The following is a 19,812-nucleotide window of genomic DNA, read 5'->3' on the forward strand; positions in this document are numbered from 1 at the left end:
AATTTTTAGGAGGTCATTGTTATGATACAATGGTGGCAAATTTTACTTCTCACTTTGTACTCAGCTTATCAAATCTGTGATGAGTTGACAATCGTTTCATCTGCAGGTTCCCCTGTATTCGCTGGTTTCATTACCGGTTTGATCATGGGAGATGTGACAACTGGTTTGTTTATCGGTGGTAGCTTGCAGTTGTTCGTTCTTGGGGTTGGTACCTTCGGTGGTGCTTCTCGTATCGACGCAACTTCTGGTGCGGTTCTTGCAACAGCATTCTCTATCTCTCAAGGTATTGATACAGATCTTGCGATTACAACAATCGCTGTACCAGTAGCAGCACTTTTGACATACTTCGACGTTCTTGGACGTATGACAACTACTTTCTTTGCACACCGTATTGATGCTGCGATCGAACGCTTTGACTACAAAGGTATCGAACGCAACTACCTACTTGGTGCGATTCCATGGGCTCTTTCTCGTGCCCTTCCAGTATTCTTCGCCCTTGCTTTCGGTGGAGAATTCGTACAAGGTGTTGTAAACCTTGTTAAAGAATACCAATGGGTTGCAGACGGTTTGACTCTTGCAGGTCGTATGCTTCCAGGTCTTGGATTCGCTATCTTGCTTCGTTACCTTCCAGTTAAACGTAACCTTCACTACCTTGCTATGGGATTCGGTTTGACAGCTATGTTGACTGTTCTTTACTCAAACGTAACAAGTCTTGGTGGAGCAGTTGCTGGAATCATTGGCACTCTTCCTGCTGAAGTTGCTGAAAAAATTGGCTTTGTTAACAACTTCAAAGGATTGTCTATGATCGGTATCTCTATCGTGGGTATCTTCCTTGCAGTTGTTCACTTCAAGAACAGCCAAAAAGTTGCTGTAGCAGCACCTTCTACACCATCAGAAAGTGGGGAAATCGAAGATGACGAATTCTAATTACAAACTAACAAAAGAAGATTTTAATCAAATCAACAAACGTAGCTTGTTTACTTTCCAATTAGGTTGGAACTACGAACGTATGCAAGCTTCTGGTTACCTTTACATGATCTTGCCACAATTACGTAAAATGTATGGGGATGGAACTCCTGAATTGAAAGAAATGATGAAAGTTCATACTCAATTCTTCAATACTTCACCATTCTTCCACACTATTATCGCTGGTTTTGACCTTGCCATGGAAGAAAAAGATGGTGTGGGTTCAAAAGATGCCGTTAACGGTATCAAGACAGGTTTGATGGGACCATTTGCTCCTCTTGGAGATACAATCTTTGGTTCACTTGTACCTGCTATCATGGGATCTATCGCAGCAACTATGGCTATCGCTGGCCAACCATGGGGTATCTTCCTTTGGATCGCAGTTGCAGTTGCTTATGACATCTTCCGTTGGAAACAATTGGAATTTGCCTACAAAGAAGGGGTTAACCTTATCAACAACATGCAAAGTACTTTGACAGCTTTGATTGACGCTGCATCTGTACTTGGTGTCTTCATGATGGGTGCTCTTGTAGCAACAATGATCAACTTTGAGATTTCTTACAAATTGCCAATCGGTGAAAAGATGATTGACTTCCAAGACATCTTGAACTCAATCTTCCCACGTTTGCTTCCAGCAATCTTTACTGCCTTTATCTTCTGGTTGCTTGGTAAGAAAGGTATGAACTCTACTAAAGCGATCGGTATCATTATCGTTCTTGCAGTAGGTCTTTCATTCATCGGTAAATTCTTGCTTGGAATGGGCGCATAATTTATGAGTAAATCATTAATTTTGGTGAGTCATGGTCGTTTCTGTGAAGAACTTAAAGGTAGCACAGAAATGATCATGGGTCCACAGGACAACATTCATGCAGTGGCCCTTCTTCCAGAAGATGGTCCAGAAGAATTTACTGCAAAATTTGAAGCTGCTATCGAAGGATTGGATGATTTCCTAGTCTTTGCGGACCTTCTCGGTGGTACACCATGTAACGTGGTAAGCCGTTTGATCATGGAAGGTCGCGACATTGAACTCTACGCAGGAATGAATCTTCCAATGGTGATTGAATTTATCAATGCCAGCCTTACAGGCGCAGATGCGGACTACAAGAGCCGAGCTGCAGAAAGCATTGTAAAAGTCAACGATCTGTTAGCGGGCTTCGATGATGACGAAGATGAATAATACTCTTCGAAAATCAAATTCAAACCACGTCAGCGTCGCCTTGCCGTATATATGTTACTGACTTCGTCAGTCTTATCCGGCAACCTCAAAGCAGTGCTTTGAGCAACCTGCGGCTAGCTTCCTAGTTTGCTCTTTGATTTTCATTGAGTATAAGATGTAACTTAGAGCATCTTATATAGAATATACATGGGAATGGGAGTCACTCCCGTTCCCATATTTTCAATAGGAATGAAATAATAATAGATTAGAGGAACTCTATGCTAAATTACACAAAAGAAGAATTACTTGAACTGGGTGCAGAAATCACAACTCGTGAGATCTACCAACAGCCTGATGTATGGAAAGAAGCTTTTGAAGCCTATCAAGCGAAACGTGAAGAAATTGCAGCCTTTCTGCAAGGTATCGCTGATAGACATGACTATATCAAGGTCATCTTGACGGGTGCTGGTACTTCTGCTTATGTGGGAGATACCTTGGTGCCATACTTTAAGGAAGTCTATGACGAGCGCAAATGGAATTTCAATTCTATTGCGACAACAGATATTGTAGCCAACCCAGAAACTTATTTGAAAAAAGATGTGGCGACGGTCCTTGTTTCCTTTGCTCGTAGTGGGAATTCACCTGAAAGTGTGGCGACTGTTGATTTGGCTAAAGCCTTGGTTGACGACCTCTATCAAGTGACCATTACATGTGCTGCAGATGGTAAATTGGCGCTTCAAGCTCATGGCGATGAGCGCAATCTTTTGCTCTTGCAACCAGCTGCTTCCAATGACGCTGGATTTGCCATGACTTCTAGCTTTACGTCCATGATGCTAACAGCTCTCTTGGTCTTTGACCCTACAGAATTTGCTGTGAAAGCTGAACGTTTTGAAGTTGTGTCTAGCCTTGCGCGTAAAGTTCTAGACAATGCAGCAGATGTCAAGGAGCTGGTTGACCTCGACTTTAACCGTGTTATCTACCTGGGCGCTGGTCCTTTCTTTGGACTTGCTCATGAAGCTCAGTTGAAGATTTTGGAATTGACTGCTGGTCAAGTGGCGACCATGTATGAAAGTCCAGTTGGTTTCCGTCACGGTCCAAAATCATTGATCAACGAAGATACAGTTGTTTTGGTCTTTGGCACAACGACAGACTACACTCGCAAGTACGACTTGGACTTGGTTCGTGAAGTGGCTGGTGACCAGATTGCTCGTCGTGTTGTGCTCTTAAGTGATCAAGCCTTTGGTCTTGAAAATGTCAAAGAAGTGGCCCTTGGTTGTGGCTGTGTCTTGAACGATATTTACCGTGTCTTCCCTTACATCGTTTATGCCCAACTCTTTGCCCTTTTGACTTCACTCAAGGTAGAAAACAAACCAGATACACCATCTCCTACAGGCACCGTAAACCGTGTGGTACAAGGTGTGATCATTCATGACTATCAAAAATAAGGAAGTGTCTATGAGTAAATTACAATTAAGTCCCAAAAAAGTAGCTTGCCTGCAAAAACTCTCTGACGAGAACGGCATTATCTCAGCTCTTGCCTTTGACCAACGTGGCGCTTTGAAACGCCTCATGGCTCAATACCAAACAGAAGAGCCAACAGTCGCTCAAATGGAAGAACTCAAGGTCTTGGTTGCAGATGAATTGACAAAATACGCATCCTCTATGCTTCTCGACCCTGAATATGGCCTTCCAGCTACAAAAGCGCTTGATCCAAATGCTGGTCTTCTCCTTGCTTATGAGAAAACGGGTTATGACACAACAAGTACCAAACGCTTGCCTGACTGTTTGGATGTTTGGTCTGCCAAACGCATCAAAGAACAAGGTGCGGATGCAGTCAAATTCTTGCTTTACTATGACGTAGACAGCTCTGACGAACTCAACCAAGAAAAACAAGCCTACATCGAACGCATCGGTTCAGAGTGTGTGGCGGAAGACATTCCATTCTTCCTTGAAATCCTCGCTTACGATGAAAAAATCGCTGACGCTGGCTCTGCTGAATACGCAAAAGTAAAACCACACAAGGTTATCGGTGCTATGAAGGTCTTCTCAGACCCACGCTTCAACATCGATGTCTTGAAAGTAGAAGTTCCAGTCAATATTAAATACGTTGAAGGCTTTGGTGATGGTGAAATCGTCCATACACGCGAAGAAGCTGCAGCCTTCTTCAAAGCACAAGATGAAGCAACTAACTTGCCATACATCTACTTGAGTGCTGGTGTATCAGCTAAACTATTCCAAGAAACACTTGTCTTTGCCCACGAATCAGGCGCAAACTTCAATGGTGTTCTTTGTGGCCGTGCTACATGGGCTGGATCAGTTGAAGCTTACATCAAAGATGGTGAAGCAGCAGCTCGCGACTGGCTTCGCACAACTGGATTTGAGAACATTGACGAACTCAACAAGGTTCTTCAAACAACAGCGACTTCATGGACTGAACGTGTAGAAGCATAAAATAAGAATAGAAGAATTCCCTTTTGTTAAGAAAATACTTAAGGTTTTCTGACAAAGGATTCTGAAAATAGAAACTACAACCATAGATGGTACATACACTTTCTATGGTTTGTTTACTTAATAGAAATAGAAAAAAGGAGATGAAAATGAAAGCATACACAGAGCGTGTATTTGGAAATCATGAGGGCAAGGATGTCTTGGCCTATCGCTTTGAAACTGATGGTGGTTACCAGCTTGAAGTTATGACTTATGGTGCGACCATTTTGCGCTATGTCACACCTGACAAGGCTGGTAATTTTGCCAATGTGATTTTGGGTTTTGATGATTTTGCTAGCTATGTAGGCAATAGTCCCAAGCATGGAGCAAGTGTAGGTCCTGTAGCAGGCCGTATTGCTGGAGCGACATTTGAGCTCAATGGCCAGACCTATAATCTTGAAGTCAACAACGCTAGCAACTGTAACCACAGTGGTTCAACAGGTTGGGATTCAAGCTTGTTTGAATTGGTAGAGGTGAGCGCCCACGGCTTGACCCTCTACACAGAGCGTACAGATGGGACAGGAGGATTTCCTGGTAATCTTAAGATTTGGATTAGCTACTACTTGGAAGAAACTGGTGCTTACGAAATCAGCTATAAGGTAACGACAGATCAGGATACGCTTGTCAATCCAACTAATCATAGCTACTTCAACTTGTCTGGTGATTTCACGCAGACAGTTGACCGCCATGTCTTCCAACTAAATACGGAGGGCATTTACCCAATCGCTCCGGACGGTGTTCCAGATAAGGCTCCAGATGCTAATCGTGATGTGGTTAAACACATCTACAATGGAGCTTTGTTGAAGGACATCTTTGCAGAGGAAGATGAGCAAATCCAGTTGGTATCTGGTTTGGATCACCCATTTGCCCTTCCTGCAGGTCATGACAATGCTGGTTTCCTTTATGACCAAAACTCAGGTCGTTTCCTGCTGTTCAAGACAGAGGCCCCTTGCCTTGTGGTCTATACAGCAAACTTTGTGGATGAGAGTGTCATCATCGGAGGCCAGCCAATGGTGCAACACAATGGGATTGCCCTTGAAGCGCAAGCTTTACCAGATGCCATTCACAGTGACCTCAAAGACCAAGTCATTCTCAAAGCAGGGGAAACTTTCACCAGCAAAACTCGCTACGAGCTTGTTGTCAAATAAAAAGAAGAGCTGGTTTCCAGCTCTTTTGAGTTGTCTTCGTTGACATTTTATTTCAATAGTGTATAATTGATGTAATTAATAAAGTTACAACAAACAAAAGGAGACACCCTATGACTTATGCATACCAAAGCCACATTTACCTAGCAGAGGCTGTTTTAAATGTCAAGGATTTAACGAGTCAAACGGCTTTTTATCACCAGATTATTGGCTTGGAGATTTTATCCCAAACAGAGACAGAAGCGATTTTGGGACTTGGTCGAAAAGCCTTGGTTCACTTGATTCAGGCAGAAAAGTCTGGCGAAGTAAGGGAGCATTATGGGCTCTACCATTTGGCGATTTTGTTGCCGACACGAAAAGCCTTGGCAGATGTCTTGAAACACCTAAGTGACTTGCGGATTCCTCTGGTTGGGGGTGCAGATCATGGATACAGTGAGGCTATTTATCTAGAGGATTTGGAAGGAAATGGCATTGAACTCTACCGTGATAAGCCAGTGTCTTCATGGGATATTCGAGAAGACGGCCGCATTATCGGTGTGACCGAAGCCCTTGCGGCACAGGACATCTATGAGCTAGGGGAAAAGGTAGATCCCTTTATCCTAGCTGAAGGGACGAGAATGGGGCATATCCATCTATCGGTGAAGGATAGCCACGCGGCGAGCCAGTTTTATCAAAAGGTGTTAGGACTAGAAGATAAATTTAGCATTCCTAGTGCTAGTTGGATAGCGGCTGGTCAGTACCATCACCACCTGGCTGTCAATGAATGGGCTGGAAAAGGGCTAGCTCCGCGTGAGCAAGGCTTGCCAGGCTTGGCCTACTACGTCCTTGAGGTCGAAAGCAAGGAAGAACTCTTGGACATCGCTAAGCAAGCGCAAGAGCTAGAAGCACCAATCAAGTGGCTAAATTTGAGTGAGTTGGATCTTGTAGACCCAGACGGGATTGTGACTCGCATTCGCTTGGAACGATGAAATGAGGAAAACACATCATTTACTTTAGAGACATAGAAAAAGGCGGATAAGCTCGCATTCTGTTTTTAGAATGCGGACTTGTTCGCTTTTTATGAAATGACGAAAGCTTTCTTGGCTCTGGCAAAGGCATCGGTCGAGGATATTTTACCTTTTCTAGGGGTTCATGCTATAATACTAATAATCTTTTCTTTCTCTAGGAAGGCAAATGCCCAAAATCAGTAGACTGCTTGCAATCGTTGTCACGATGCTTTTAAGAGAAAGTAGAACTTTGTTTGAACATCCGTATTGAGTTTAGGAGACGGGAAATAAGATGGACACAAGTGTAAAAAAATTAATCAATATGGGCCCTCTGGAGGACTATTTTATTTATTATGATCTGAGAAATCAAGTATTCTATGAAGTAAAACAAGGCATGAATTATTCAGCCATTGCAGCTCCTATTGTAGTCTTTTCCTTGCAACGGCTGTCGAAGTTGCTCAACCAAACCTTTGGAGATGTCTCATCCCCTCTTAATCTAATCTTCTTTATCTTGATGTCGCTGTTTTTAGTTTTTGGGACCATTCTCCTTGCCAAGTCTACCCGACGTAACATGAAGACAGATAGATTTAGAAAAGTCCGGCTGACAAAAGCCAATATCAAAACACTTAGGAGAAAATCTAGATGGGCAGTCCTAGTTGAGGTTTTTTGTTTTCTCATGATTCTGTTTTCCATCTATCGTTATTTTACCTACTCTGATTTTCTGTTCTTGATTATGTATATGTTAGGGATTTTTTCACTTGTTTATATTGTCTATGAATTTCAGATGAAAATGCGCAAACGACTGTTCAAAGAGCTGATGGAGACATTACAGGACGATAGCCAAGGGAAAGAGGGAGAAATGTAAGATGAGAAAAATCATTTATATAGGCCAAGGAAGCCTGCAATCCGTCTACTATAACACAAGGACGAGAGAGGCTTTAACGACAGAATCTAGCACCGTTTCAGACACTGATGGTGCTATCAGTTCAAAGAAATCCAAGTGGCCTTGGGTTCTCCTCTTTGCTTTCTTGCTAGTTGCTGTCATCAGTATTTGGATTCGTTCCTTGATAGCGCCCTTTAGATTGAGTGAATGGATGATTCCTATCCATCTAGCCGCAATCCTTTTCGTTTTTATCGGAAGTGTTTATGGATTTGAAAAACTGTTCTACAGTGGGGCCAAGTCGCTTGTCCCAGCAAGTGAAGACCAGTTTAAAGATGCGGTTGAAAGTAGTACTTTTTGGAGGAAGTCACCAGATAAGGAACCAACAGTCGATAAAATCATCTTGTATCTATTTGTTATCCTCGTTCTTCTATTTGTTTTTGTTATTGTTGTATTTTTTGCTATACCTGCGACTTTCATTCCTTACTATGAACAGGAATGGTTTGAGCCGTCCATGTTCATGGTACCAATCGGAGCAACGATCGTCCCAATTAGCGTGGTTCTTCTACTATTTCAAAACAATCCAATCCGCTGGCTCTTAGCCGTACGAAAATACAAGCAGGGGAAAGTATTATTTGGGGAAGAGAAGTAAGAAGAGGATAAGATGAAAGAAAAGTATGTTGAGTTTTTAAATATGGCAGTTGTGGATACTAGTCCTATAAAGCGTTTTGATATTATATAAATCACTGATGAGGGAAGATAATGAAAAAAATAATGAAATCAAAATTAGTTCAAGTCATGCTTCTTGCACTCACTGTCATAGGGCTATACTTTGCTTATCAGGCATATCGCAGACATGAACTTACTCAGTTTGTTATGTGGAGTCCAAGGGCAAAAATTGCAAGTTATGAATTTATGGATGATAACAAGGCAGTAGCAATTGATTGGGATCGTGAGTCAGAATTAAAGGAAGCAGAAGAAGCCAAAAAATATGATAATAGGATAAAAGTTGAGTTAAGTACAGCGACCAATGGTGAACGTTTTATTGTTCGCCAGAGTTACAAATTAAAATCAGCTACGTATAAGTATTGGATCCTTGAAGAGGATGCGGTTCCATATTTGAAAAGTAATATTCCGGAGCAGGGAGAGTACTGGTTGTTAGACGTCTATGATACGAAAGATGGGACAATCAAACAAAAAACCTATGATGTATTTCAGATGGTGAGGGAATATAATAAAGATTATATTCCAATTGGTGTTGCTGAATCATCAAAATTATTACAATCCGAGAATGAAAAAGATTATTTACCTATAAAAATGGCTGTGAATAGTGAACCAAGTGCTAAAACTTTTATAGGTATAATTGATTTGACGAGTGGAAAAATTTTATCTGAAACACCATCTGGAAAGTCAGGGGAAGAGTTTTATGATGTTTTTAAAAATACAATAAAAAATAGAGACTATTTTGAAGATATAATCAATCAAAATGATAGACTTTCAAATCAAAATTTTACTTTTGATTCATCTAAATTCAGTTTTAAAGAACTAGTAGAAAACTCCCAATATCCGTCCTTGACAAGCCAATATCCAAAGGTGTTTGATATATTAAGCAAAGGGGTGTTGTCTGAACTAGATTTTCTTGGAGAAGAAGATGTTCGTTTTAAAATCTCTCTCTTAAAGCTGGTTCTTCCAGAAGGTACCAATATCTTCAAGGATATCACTATTCCAGCAGCTAGTTCGAAAGATGGACAGGAACATTTGGTTCAAAGCGAAGAAGAGTTCTTACAATATTATAAATCCAGTACGGAGGAAGAATGAAAAGACTGATAAAATCAAAATTAGTTCAAGTCCTACTTTTTGCACTCACTGTCATAGGGTTTTACTTTGCTTATCAGGCATATCGAAGGAATGAACTTACTCAGTTTGTTATGTGGAGTCCAAGGGCAAAAATTGCAAGTTATGAATTTATGGATGATAACAAGGCGGTAGCAGTTGATTGGGATAATGATGCGGAGTTAAAAGATGCGAAAGAGGCTAAGAAATATGATAATAGGATAAAAGTTGAGGTAAATACAGTAACCAATGGTGAACGTTTTATTGTTCGCCAGAGTTACAAATTAAAATCAGCTACGTATAAGTATTGGATCCTTGAAGAGGATGCGGTTCCATATTTGAAAAGTAATATTCCAGAGCAGGGAGAGTACTGGTTGTTAGACGTCTATGATACGAAAGATGGGACAATCAAACAAAAAACGTATGATGTATTTCAGATGGTGAGGGAATATAATAAGGATTATATTCCAAGAAGGTTTCGTGGGTATAAGTTTTACTTGTATACGGAACAAGGAAAAACTTACTTACCAATTAGTATGGATACTGGCCAACAGCCAGAATCGAAAACTGAAAATGGGCTTATTGATATAGAGGAAGGAAAGATAATAGCAGCTATTCCATCTGATAAAACTTCCAAAGAGCTTTACAATAAAGAAGAGACTACAGAACATAAAGATAACTTCGAAGATATACTTAATCAACATGATAGACTTTCAAATCAAAATTTCACCTTAGTTTTATCTGATTTTTTTCTAAATAAGTCTGTATCAAATGGTCAATTTAGTTCTTTAGCAGATAAATATCCTAAAGTGTTTTCAATCTTAAAATCCGGCCCGTCTTCTAGATTATATTTCCTTGGAAAAGAAGACGTCCGCTTTAAAATCTCTCTCTTAAAGCTAGTTCTTCCAGAAGGTACCAATATTTTCAAGGATATCACTATTCCAGCAGCTAGTTCAAAAGATGGCCAGGAACATTTGGTTCAAAGCGAAGAAGAGTTCTTACAATATTATAAATCCAGTACGGAGGAAGAATAATGGGACAAAAGCATTTGTCTTATATTCCAATAGATATTGATATTTGACATTGAATTTTAAATAGGGAGGAAAAAATGAAGAAGTTAGTTGTCGTCATCCTGTTATTGCTTCTTGGAGCTTGCTCTAATGGAAAGGAAGCAGGGGGAACAGAGAAAAGTACACGTGAGACAGTTGTAAGTAAAGAGAAAGAATTGAAATTTGTAGTAGCACCACAATATGAAGGCCAAACGTCAGATTTAATTGAACTTGGTAAAAAATTGACCAAAGAACATCCAGAAATTGGAAGTAAGGGAAGTATGGCTATCTACTTTACAGGAGCCGTCTCAGATGGTAGAGCAGCACTAATGCTCGCTGACGTAGATATCAAAAAAGATTTGGAGTTTTCACTGAGCTGGTCCTATGATGGCAAGGCCATTTTTGATAATCAAAAGATCAGCTATACTATCAAGGATAGTGGTGAGTTACCTTCTTACACAACTACATTAATTTTGTTACCACTTAATTCAGAACAATTGGAGCTTGTTGACTCGATGTCAGATCCATCTAAGATGAGACTTTCAATGTCCGATGTGAAGAGCGTAGAATAAGATAGGAGTTGAATATGACAACAGAAACCATTTTATTTTTAGTTGCTACCATCGTTATTCTTTTATCCTTGATCTTTTTATCTGGTACATATCTCTACCTTTCTTTTCGGGATAAAAAGATGGTACGTCTTGCCAAATCGTCTGTTAAGGGAACGGTTGTGGGCTATAGTAATTTTCAGGCTGGGAATCCTCCGATTGTTGAATATACGGTTAACGGAACTACTTATAGCAAACCATTACGGTATTTTATAATCAGAACGGTTTCGCTTCCATGGGGGCCTATAAGTACATCTGATAACTTTACAAGAGAGGATATGTTGGCAAATTCACTAACCTTTTATCGTAATTCTTTTATATCGTTTAATAACTTAATGCGAACGCATTTCCCAGTCTATTCGAAGATGACAGTATGGTATGATCCTGAAAAACCAAACAGGGCCTATGTGGAACGATACTGTGGAATCAACAAATTTTATAAATTGTTAGGCGTCGGTAGTGCTATATTGTTAATCATGGTCTACGCCGTTGTAGTGCTTGCTTATTTGTTAAAGAGGTGAGGTAATCCACATAATGTCACAAGAGAGATATTTGCAGATCAAAAAAGAGCATCAAGTTCGTAAGTTTGTGGGGCGTTTCCTCTTCATCCTTCTCGCTATACTCGATGTTCTACTGGTATCAAGTCATTCCAATTATGTCCCACTTGTAACGGTAGCTATGGTAACGATTGTGCCTTTTAATCATTTTCTACTTGCTCCTCTTAGGAGACAGAAAAAAGCCATAGAAAAAGAGCATCCAGAATGGAAAACACTCAGTACAAAGGGAGTAAAGGTTCCCTCGGCTGAAGCCAATAAAAGAACCTTGGCTGGCATTGGGATCTTGATGGCCTTGCTGTTGTCTTTTGGGCTATTCTATAAACCTGTGAAACAGCCGAACGACCAAGTAAACAAGCCGCCTAAGCTTGATTCTAAAACGCCTGAAACGTCCAAGCCTTCTGAGTCTGAGTCGTCTAGCTCCTCTAAGGCCAAAGAATCCAGTTCCTCAGAGTCGAAATCCTCGTCTTCGACTGAACAAAGTTCTAAAACCGAAAGTTCAGGAACAAAGCCGTCAAAAAGCGAATCCAATAATCCTTATTACCAGATTCCAGGACTTACTGACGAACAGGTGAGAGATATCATATCAAAATCGGTGAAAGATTTGAGAGAAAAACAGTCAAAAGAAAAATCCGAAGAGTAGACTCGAGGGCATCGATGTCCTTTCTGGATGAGTTAGTTTTAAGATTTTACTGTATAAAATAACAGGAGGAGTTCATATGAATAAAGAAGTGATTGGTTTGATAGTTGGGACAATCGTCATCTTCCTATCTTTTGTATTTGTATGTGGGACCTTTCTCTACCTCTATCTTCGAGATCAGAAGTTGGTCCGCCTTGCCCAGTCATCCGTACAGGGAACAGTTATCGGATATAGCCGTTTTCGTGAGGGGTATCCACCTATCGTCGAATACACGGTGGATGGGATTACTTATAAGAAAACCTTGCAGTATTTTATGTTCAAAACGGTCACGACTCCGTGGGGTCCTACTAAAGTTTCAAATGATTATACAAGAGAAGATATGCTGGCCCCTTCGATCACTCGCTACAGCAACTCCTTTGTTTCCTTCAAACGATTGATGCAGACCCATTTCCCCCTTCATTCGGAGCTGACGGTCTGGTACGATCCAGACAAGCCGAACAGGGCCTATGTCGAACGTTACAGCGGGATGGACAAGTTTTACAAGTGGTTTGGTATCGGATTTGGTCTGGCTCTAGTCCTAGTCTATGGGATAGTGATCCTTGCCTTTTTGTCCAAGATATAAGGCATAAAAGTCAGTTGGTTAATGGGCAACTTTATTTCCCATCAAGCTTCAAGGAGGACAGAGTTTCTTTTCCATTTTCATGCTCACCTATCTTTTCTTTATGATACAGAGAAAAGGTTGCCTCCTACAAATACAGACAGGAAGTGAATTTTGACAAAGCCCCTTATTCGAGATATAATGAAGAAAAAGTGACCAAGGATAAATTAATGACAAACTCAAAGTACATCACACGCCTGAAACGTTCAGAGGGTCAGTTGCGTGGAATTCAAAAGATGATTGAAGAAGATCGTGACTGCGCAGATATTGTTACGCAGTTGACAGCAGTGAAATCTAGCGTTGAGCGCGTGATTGAGATGATAATTACTGAAAATCTCACGGGCTGTATTAACCAACCACTAGACGACCCCGAGGCTCAAAAGGAACGCCTAGAAAAGGCCATCCGATACCTGATTAAACGGAAATAAACTAATTTGCTATTGATAAACAATGCAGACAAAGGCATTTAAGTCTATTTCGATAAAGAAATCATGTCAGATAAACGGGTGAGTTCCCCCAATACCAATGAGCAACCTCTTTTTAGATACCGTCAATGTGCTTCCTTTTTTAGAAGCGACGGGCTACGAGCCCTATATCAGTGGGTTGCAGAAATGAAAAAACCGATTAAGTTCCTTAATCGGTTTTTTGCTTATTCTACTTGACCGGGCCAAGCATTCATACCACCTTCTACATTGATAACGGTGAGGCCTTGGGCGCTTAGAAATTCACAAGCAGATGCGGAACGGACTCCACCTTGACAGATGACATGATATTCCTGGTCAGGTTTGAGTTCTTTGTAACCTTGCTCCAAGGTACTTAAAGGCAGATTTTTAGCACCTGGTGCATGTCCTGCTTGGAATTCGTGCACTTCACGTACATCGATAAGGTTTAGATTTTCATTTAGGTATTTTTCATAAAAATCAGCCATGCTGATACTCGTTTCCATATTTGACTCCTTCTGGATTAGCCATTTTATATTGTGAATAAGCGCTATCAGGGTTTTGGACGGTAAATCCTGCCGCTCGAGGCTACGCTCTGTGATCTAGCTACGCAAAACGCTGATGTAGGCGTCTGGTTCATCCAAGTTCTCCCATAGTTTGTTTAGGGGGATATGAATGGTATCGACCTTGGGTCGCCCCCCTGAAATTCGCCACTTGTCCGTATATCTAGGGATTTTTACCCTTAGTCAGATCGTCTTTGAGCTGACACCATTGGATATTATCGCTCAGACCTTCGATAAGGTTCAAGGCTGTGTAGCCAATTATTTTATGCTTCTAGATGACCTTGCCTGTCCAAGCGCTCATACCGCCTCGGACATTGATGACATCGTAGCCTTTTTTCTTTAGCTTCTTCGCAGCTAGTTTGCTTCGCACACCAGAATGACAAATGACATAAAGTGTTTCTTTTGTTGCAGGTGTGTAAGAACCGATTTCTGTTAAAGGAACATTCTTGGCGTTTTTGATATGACCTCTACGGAATTCCGTAGGCGTCCGAACATCCAGTAGCTGAATCGGTTCTCTGAGTTTAGCTTCTAACTCGCTGGTAGAAATACTGTCAATTTTTGTAAATAATAAGTGAAACATAGGCACCTCCAAATATACCCTTATGGGGTATATTAAACCATGAAGTTAAGCTTTTGTCAAGCAAGTTGTTTTGAGTTGGGAGGGAATTAGTTTCGAGAGTTTAGAAAGCAGGCTATTCTTGACCTTTCAAAGTCTTTTTGATATGATGGCCTCAAAGTAAATGTGAGGTGCTAAGATGACCAGTGAATACCAGAAAATGATAGCAGGGGAACCCTATCATCCGTTTGATCCTGAGTTGCGTGCGCTCGCTCAGACTGCACGCCAGAAGCAGGCGGATTTCAACCAGGAGCTAGACCCCTTGAAAGGGGCGGAGATTATCAAGACTTGGTTTGGTTCAACTGGGGAAAATCTTTATATCAATCCACGCTTGGTGGTCGATTATGGAGTCAATATCCATCTAGGGGAAAATTTTTATTCTAATTGGAATTTGACCATGCTGGATGTTTGTCCGATTCGCATCGGGAACAACGCCATGCTTGGTCCCAACTGTCAGTTTTTAACCCCACTCCATCCATTGGATCCGCATGAACGAAATTCAGGAGTCGAATATGGCAAGCCCATCACCATCGGAGATAATTTCTGGGCTGGAGGTGGCGTCATTGTCCTTCCTGGAGTGACACTAGGAAATAACGTAGTGGCAGGAGCGGGGGCCGTTATCACCAAGTCCTTTGGAGACAATGTTGTCCTAGGTGGCAATCCTGCGCGTGTTATCAAGACAATCCCTGTGAAAGAAAATTAAAAAGAACAGCTGGAGCTGTTCTTTTTGTAATCTTTATCTTAGTCTTATAGATTTTTCTTCTTTTTGGCTTTCTTGGTCAAGGAGACATCGCACTGGGAATGTTGCTTTTAAAAACTATTAAATGCATTTTAGTACTCTCAAATTGTTTCTAGTAGCCCTTTCAAAAGAATACTGAGTGAAACTAGATTTAAGGAAACTTTCAGAAAAGTTTTAGTTTTGTTTCAGGGATCTTCAGTAGACTGTCTAGCTATATCATACGAAGGAGAGGAAAAAGGTATGAAATCAAAGAAATGGACCCTACTCGCAACGAGTTTAACGGCAATGGTGTTGATGGCAGCATGTTCCCAGTCAATAACTTCATCCAATACCAATGAAACGACAAATAGTTCTACAACAACTGAAACAAAGACAAATCAATCATCCTATTTTACAGAGAAGGATAATGATACTTCTTATGATGAAAGTACAGCTTCTAAGATTGAGCTATCTGGCTCATCAGCAAACGTCTCTGGAGATGGGGTAACAGTCTCTGAATCAACAGTGACCATCACAAAATCTGGAACCTATGTGATTTCAGGTCAGTCTGACGGAGTGCAGATCAAGGTCAAGGCAGATAAGTCTGCAGATGTTCATCTAGTCCTAAAAGGTACAACCATGACCAATACCAATGCAGCGATATCTGCGACATCGGCTGACCATGTCTACCTGACTCTGGCAGAAGGAACCACCAACAGTCTCTCTGACTCAAGCTCGAACAGTGACGAAAAAGCCGACGCAGCTCTCTTTTCTAAGGTGGATTTGACCATCAACGGGAAAGGAACCCTCAATGTAGATGGCAAGAAGAACAATGGTATCAAGGCTAACGACACTCTTCACATTACGGGTGGAACCTATAACATCACAGCAGTTGGCGATGCCTTTAATGTCAATGATGAGCTCAACATCACTGGTACGACCATGATCATTGATGCTAAAGAAGACGGAGTCAAGGTGGATAATGATGAGGATACTTCAGTCGGAACCATGTACCTATCTAATAACAACATCACCGTTACAGCAGGAGATGATGGCATCCACGCATCAGGTAATTTGGTTATCGATAGTGGTACCTACACCGTTAAGAATTCGACAGAAGGACTTGAAGGGAAGTCAATCACTATCAACGGTGGGGACATTACTATCTATTCAACGGACGATGGTGTCAATGCAGCCAACAAAAATGTCCAACAGAGTGAAATCTTCTTCACTATGAACGGTGGGAACCTGACAGTAGAAGTCGGCCAAGGAGACACAGATCCAATCGACTCAAATGGGAACGTGACGGTTACAGGCGGAACCATTAAAATGACTGGTCAAACAGGTTTTGACTTTGATGGAACAGCGATCTACACAGGTGGAGATATCTATCTCAACGGTGAAAAACAAACGGAAATCGTCAATTCTATGCCTGGAGGCGGTGGACCAAATGGAGGCCCTCAAGGTGGCGGTCCAGCCCCTGGCGGACAAGGATAAAAAAGAATCTCCTTTCTCGAAAGAGAGGGGAGAGTTTTTGTGTTTGAGAGATGGATTGTAGCTAAAACAACTCCCAATTAGGTCTTGAAAATTTCTTAGTCTGTTTCATATAAAAATGAGTAAAATGAATTTCCATCGCCAAGGTCATTAGAGTTGCGATAGCAATGACGATGGTAGGATTGGCTGAGAAAAGCAGAGGAAGAATAGGCCTTTAAAAAGTGGACAGGAAAGACCATTTCAGAGTATCGAGAAGAGATTTAGAAACAGCTCTAAAAGCAATAGCTATCCATTATAAACATCAGATACGAATCTGGTGTTTTATTTTTTTAAAGAATTTAACCCTTTCTCTTGACAAGTGAGTGATTACTCACTATAATAGCTTCGGTGATTTAAAAAGTGAGTAATCACTCACCAAGGAGGAAGTAAATGAAAACATTACTACATTTACAAGATTTAGTAAAATCTTTTGACCATCAAATAGTTCTGAATCATGTCAGCTTTGAATTGCAGCCAGGAGAAATTATAGGCTTAATTGGTCCGTCTGGTGCTGGTAAATCAACTATGATTAAGACTACGTTAGGAATGGAAAAGGCTGATGGAGGCGTAGCTTTAGTGTTAAATCACACTATGCCCAATCGCTATATTTTAGGAGATATTGGCTATATGGCCCAATCAGATGCTTTATACGAGACCTTGTCAGGCCAAGAAAATCTGGAATTTTTTGGTCAGCTAAAGGGGCTTTCTAAAAAAGATCTGAAGGCGGAAATTGCTTATATAGCTCAAGTAGTAGATCTGACAGACTACTTAAACAAGGCGGTATCTGGTTATTCTGGAGGAATGAAACGGCGTTTGTCGCTTGCTATCGCGCTGTTAGGAAATCCTCAACTCTTGATTTTGGACGAACCGACAGTTGGAATCGACCCTTCTCTTCGAAAGAAAATCTGGAAAGAATTATTCGCGCTTAGAGACAATGGGGTAGGGATATTAGTTACTACCCATGTTATGGATGAAGCAGAGTTGACAGATAAGGTCGGCTTATTATTAGGCGGAAAAATCATTGCTTTTGATACACCGCAACACTTAAAAGAAAGTTATCAAGTTTCAAGTATTGAAGAAGTATTTTTAAAAGCAGAAGGTGAGTAAAATGAGAACAATAGCGATTGCAAAAAAAGTCATCAAAGAATTACTTCGTGACAAACGAACTCTAGCCCTGATGTTTATAGCACCTGTTTTTATCATGTGGTTGATGAACCTCATGTTTTCAGCTAGTACAACCGTGAATGTCAAGTTAGCAACACAGGATCTACCAACTGGTTTGGTAACGAAAATGGATGAGCTCGATCATGTGGACGTCGAGACTTATCAAGACTTAGATCAAGCCAAAGAAGCGCTAGCAAATGAAAAAGTCGATGCTGTGATTTCTTATAAAAACGGTGAGTACCAGGTCGACTACGCAAACACAGACGCCTCCAAAACATCTATGATACGACAAGTGTTACGGACAAGTATCGCCAGTGAAGGCACCGATCAGTTAGTATCTCGTGTTAAACAAGCTCTTCCACAATTGGACTCGGACGCAAAAACACCAGAAATCAAGGAGTCTTACCAGTATGGAGATGAAAACACAAGCTTCTTTACCAATATGATTCCGGTTTTGATAGGTTTTGTAGTTTTCTTTTTTGTCTTTTTGATTTCAGGTATGGCGCTTTTGAAAGAACGCACCAGTGGAACACTAGAACGTTTGTTAGCAACACCAGTGAAACGATCTGAAATCGTCTATGGCTATATGTTGTCTTACGGTATTATTGCGATTTTTCAAACGGCAGTTGTCGTTTTAGCAGCAATTTGGCTACTAGATGTAGAAGTTTTAGGAAGTATTTTAAATGTTATAATAGTTAATGTGGTACTGGCTCTTGTAGCACTAGCTTTTGGAATTCTCTTGTCTACTCTAGCAAAATCAGAATTCCAAATGATGCAATTTATTCCTCTCGTGATTATGCCCCAACTTTTTTTCTCAGGAATTATTCCATTGTCATCCATGGGAGAATGGGCTCTAACTGTGGGGAAATTTTTGCCATTAACCTATTCTGGTGATGCAATAAGCCAGATTATTCTTTACGGGCACAATCTTGGTGATATTTTGTCAAATCTTGGTGTTTTAATGATTTTCTTGATCATTTTAACAATTCTCAATATTGTTGGATTGCGTCGTTATCGTAAAGTTTAGAAATCAACATAAATAATGCTAAAAAGGTGTGAAGATTAGATGGATAAGACTGTTTTTGAATCGTTTGAAGATTACTTAGAAGAAGCGAATTACCCTCAAGGAAAGAAAAAAATCATGCAGGCAGCAGTGGATCTCATATCAACTAGGAGTTACCATGGGACCTCAACTCTTCACATAGCTGAGCGTGCTGGACTAAGCCAGGCAACTTTGTTTAAGTATTTTAAGACGAAGGATGATCTACTGACGGCTATTTTACATCCTGTAGTCCCAAGCATTTTCGGTAGTTTTTTTGAGGAACTCTTAGCTTTTGAAACGACAGAAGAGAGGGTTCGTTATCTCGTCCATGATCGTATGAGCTATCTCAAAAAAAATCGTGCTTTGATGAAAATCATTCTGCAGGAGAGTTTTTCAAATAAAAAACTAAAAAATGAACAGATTTTTATCTGGAATGCTATTCAAGATAAACTTCGAGTACTTCATAAGGAATTGCTGGCAGATCCACGTGTAAATCCAGAGTTAACGAGTCCTCAAATGGTTCGTATTTGTGTTGGTCCATTGTTGGCTTACTTCGCTCAGCTTTATATCGTTAGCGATAATGGAGAAATAAAAGAGGAAGACTTAGACTTATTAGAAAAACAGATTTTAGGTGGTTTGTGGAAATAGAGTAGGCCTAGACAAAATGGAGGCTAGATTCTATTGGTTTGGCTTCTTGTACAAGATAATATAAAAGGGTATACATTACCTGATGCAGATTCGTGCTTTTTTATTGTTGAATTTGGTATTTTGGTG

23 protein-coding genes and 2 pseudogenes are annotated in these 19,812 nt (G+C 40.6%); 21 read left to right on the plus strand and 4 right to left on the minus strand.

What is annotated here, in order from left to right; all coding sequences use genetic code 11:
* Positions 1 to 21 precede the first annotated feature (21 nt).
* From B7720_RS01710 to B7720_RS01785, 16 genes are all read left to right on the plus strand, one after another.
* The gene (locus B7720_RS01710; protein ID WP_000616990.1) at positions 22 to 927 is read left to right on the plus strand and encodes a PTS mannose/fructose/sorbose/N-acetylgalactosamine transporter subunit IIC; all 906 of its coding nucleotides are present in this window, start codon (positions 22 to 24) and stop codon (positions 925 to 927) included.
* The gene (locus B7720_RS01715) at positions 914 to 1,735 is read left to right on the plus strand and encodes a PTS system mannose/fructose/sorbose family transporter subunit IID (RefSeq protein ID WP_000185287.1); all 822 of its coding nucleotides are present in this window, start codon (positions 914 to 916) and stop codon (positions 1,733 to 1,735) included. The genes B7720_RS01710 and B7720_RS01715 overlap by 14 nt, the downstream gene beginning before the upstream one ends.
* Positions 1,736 to 1,738: 3 nt before the next feature.
* Positions 1,739 to 2,143, plus strand: coding sequence for a PTS sugar transporter subunit IIA (locus tag B7720_RS01720; protein ID WP_000045700.1), 405 nt, complete (start codon positions 1,739 to 1,741; stop codon positions 2,141 to 2,143).
* Positions 2,144 to 2,400: 257 nt separating this feature from the next.
* Positions 2,401 to 3,567 carry an SIS domain-containing protein gene (locus B7720_RS01725; protein WP_049477854.1) on the plus strand — a complete coding sequence of 389 codons (1,167 nt, stop codon included), beginning with the start codon at positions 2,401 to 2,403 and terminating at the stop codon, positions 3,565 to 3,567.
* A 10-nt stretch (positions 3,568 to 3,577) separates the two neighbouring features.
* On the plus strand, positions 3,578 to 4,573 hold the full coding sequence (gene lacD, locus B7720_RS01730; RefSeq protein ID WP_084856275.1) for a tagatose-bisphosphate aldolase: 996 nt from the start codon (positions 3,578 to 3,580) through the stop codon (positions 4,571 to 4,573).
* A 146-nt stretch (positions 4,574 to 4,719) separates the two neighbouring features.
* The gene (locus B7720_RS01735; RefSeq protein WP_084856217.1) at positions 4,720 to 5,757 is read left to right on the plus strand and encodes an aldose epimerase family protein; all 1,038 of its coding nucleotides are present in this window, start codon (positions 4,720 to 4,722) and stop codon (positions 5,755 to 5,757) included.
* 110 nt (positions 5,758 to 5,867) lie between these two features.
* Positions 5,868 to 6,722: a VOC family protein gene (locus B7720_RS01740; RefSeq protein WP_084856218.1), complete on the plus strand. Its 855-nt coding sequence runs from the start codon at positions 5,868 to 5,870 to the stop codon at positions 6,720 to 6,722.
* Positions 6,723 to 7,032: 310 nt separating this feature from the next.
* Entirely contained in the window at positions 7,033 to 7,605 is a 573-nt protein-coding gene (locus B7720_RS01745; RefSeq protein WP_084856220.1) for a hypothetical protein, read from the plus strand.
* Between the two features lies 1 nt (position 7,606).
* Positions 7,607 to 8,272: a hypothetical protein gene (locus tag B7720_RS01750; RefSeq protein WP_084856222.1), complete on the plus strand. Its 666-nt coding sequence runs from the start codon at positions 7,607 to 7,609 to the stop codon at positions 8,270 to 8,272.
* A gap of 110 nt (positions 8,273 to 8,382) precedes the next feature.
* The gene (locus B7720_RS01755) at positions 8,383 to 9,438 is read left to right on the plus strand and encodes a hypothetical protein (protein WP_084856224.1); all 1,056 of its coding nucleotides are present in this window, start codon (positions 8,383 to 8,385) and stop codon (positions 9,436 to 9,438) included.
* A complete protein-coding gene (locus B7720_RS01760) occupies positions 9,435 to 10,487 on the plus strand; it encodes a hypothetical protein (protein ID WP_239828064.1) in 1,053 nt (350 codons plus the stop codon). The genes B7720_RS01755 and B7720_RS01760 overlap by 4 nt, the downstream gene beginning before the upstream one ends.
* Positions 10,488 to 10,561: 74 nt before the next feature.
* Positions 10,562 to 11,074: a hypothetical protein gene (locus B7720_RS01765; protein WP_084856226.1), complete on the plus strand. Its 513-nt coding sequence runs from the start codon at positions 10,562 to 10,564 to the stop codon at positions 11,072 to 11,074.
* Between the two features lie 14 nt (positions 11,075 to 11,088).
* The gene (locus B7720_RS01770; RefSeq protein ID WP_084856228.1) at positions 11,089 to 11,631 is read left to right on the plus strand and encodes a DUF3592 domain-containing protein; all 543 of its coding nucleotides are present in this window, start codon (positions 11,089 to 11,091) and stop codon (positions 11,629 to 11,631) included.
* 13 nt (positions 11,632 to 11,644) lie between these two features.
* Complete coding sequence (locus tag B7720_RS01775; protein ID WP_042901940.1) at positions 11,645 to 12,307, plus strand: hypothetical protein; 663 nt, start codon at positions 11,645 to 11,647, stop codon at positions 12,305 to 12,307.
* A gap of 76 nt (positions 12,308 to 12,383) precedes the next feature.
* Complete coding sequence (locus tag B7720_RS01780) at positions 12,384 to 12,926, plus strand: DUF3592 domain-containing protein (protein WP_084856230.1); 543 nt, start codon at positions 12,384 to 12,386, stop codon at positions 12,924 to 12,926.
* A 206-nt stretch (positions 12,927 to 13,132) separates the two neighbouring features.
* On the plus strand, positions 13,133 to 13,390 hold the full coding sequence (locus B7720_RS01785) for a metal-sensitive transcriptional regulator (RefSeq protein WP_000185160.1): 258 nt from the start codon (positions 13,133 to 13,135) through the stop codon (positions 13,388 to 13,390).
* Between the two features lie 221 nt (positions 13,391 to 13,611).
* Here B7720_RS01785 and B7720_RS01790 read toward each other — a convergent pair whose 3' ends face one another.
* The 3 genes and pseudogenes from B7720_RS01790 to B7720_RS01805 all read right to left on the minus strand — a co-directional run bounded on the left by B7720_RS01790 (position 13,612) and on the right by B7720_RS01805 (position 14,545).
* A complete protein-coding gene (locus tag B7720_RS01790) occupies positions 13,612 to 13,908 on the minus strand; it encodes a rhodanese-like domain-containing protein (RefSeq protein WP_000450167.1) in 297 nt (98 codons plus the stop codon).
* Positions 13,883 to 14,227, minus strand: a pseudogene (locus tag B7720_RS09755) (rhodanese-like domain-containing protein); the annotation flags it as partial. The pseudogene B7720_RS09755 and the gene B7720_RS01790, both read right to left, overlap by 26 nt.
* A 9-nt stretch (positions 14,228 to 14,236) precedes the next feature.
* Positions 14,237 to 14,545, minus strand: a complete 309-nt coding sequence (locus B7720_RS01805) for a rhodanese-like domain-containing protein (protein ID WP_049478112.1) — start codon at positions 14,543 to 14,545, stop codon at positions 14,237 to 14,239.
* Between the two features lie 175 nt (positions 14,546 to 14,720).
* Here B7720_RS01805 and B7720_RS01810 point away from each other — a divergent pair, with 175 nt between their 5' ends.
* Positions 14,721 to 15,284: a sugar O-acetyltransferase gene (locus B7720_RS01810; protein WP_084856231.1), complete on the plus strand. Its 564-nt coding sequence runs from the start codon at positions 14,721 to 14,723 to the stop codon at positions 15,282 to 15,284.
* A gap of 276 nt (positions 15,285 to 15,560) precedes the next feature.
* Entirely contained in the window at positions 15,561 to 16,796 is a 1,236-nt protein-coding gene (locus B7720_RS01815) for a carbohydrate-binding domain-containing protein (RefSeq protein WP_084856233.1), read from the plus strand.
* 61 nt (positions 16,797 to 16,857) lie between these two features.
* Here B7720_RS01815 and B7720_RS09880 read toward each other — a convergent pair.
* Positions 16,858 to 16,992: pseudogene (locus tag B7720_RS09880) on the minus strand (low temperature requirement protein A); the annotation flags it as partial.
* A gap of 230 nt (positions 16,993 to 17,222) precedes the next feature.
* Here B7720_RS09880 and B7720_RS01825 point away from each other — a divergent pair.
* From B7720_RS01825 to B7720_RS01835, 3 genes are read left to right on the plus strand one after another with little or no spacing between them, the layout of a single operon-like run.
* The gene (locus B7720_RS01825; protein ID WP_000854376.1) at positions 17,223 to 17,939 is read left to right on the plus strand and encodes an ABC transporter ATP-binding protein; all 717 of its coding nucleotides are present in this window, start codon (positions 17,223 to 17,225) and stop codon (positions 17,937 to 17,939) included.
* Between the two features lies 1 nt (position 17,940).
* Entirely contained in the window at positions 17,941 to 19,023 is a 1,083-nt protein-coding gene (locus B7720_RS01830; protein ID WP_084856235.1) for an ABC transporter permease, read from the plus strand.
* Positions 19,024 to 19,062: 39 nt separating this feature from the next.
* Positions 19,063 to 19,686 carry a TetR/AcrR family transcriptional regulator gene (locus B7720_RS01835; RefSeq protein ID WP_084856237.1) on the plus strand — a complete coding sequence of 208 codons (624 nt, stop codon included), beginning with the start codon at positions 19,063 to 19,065 and terminating at the stop codon, positions 19,684 to 19,686.
* The last annotated feature ends 126 nt before the right edge of the window (positions 19,687 to 19,812 follow it).

The sequence above is a fragment of the Streptococcus oralis subsp. oralis genome (assembly GCF_002096455.1).
GTDB classification, from domain to species: Bacteria; Bacillota; Bacilli; order Lactobacillales; family Streptococcaceae; genus Streptococcus; species Streptococcus oralis_CY.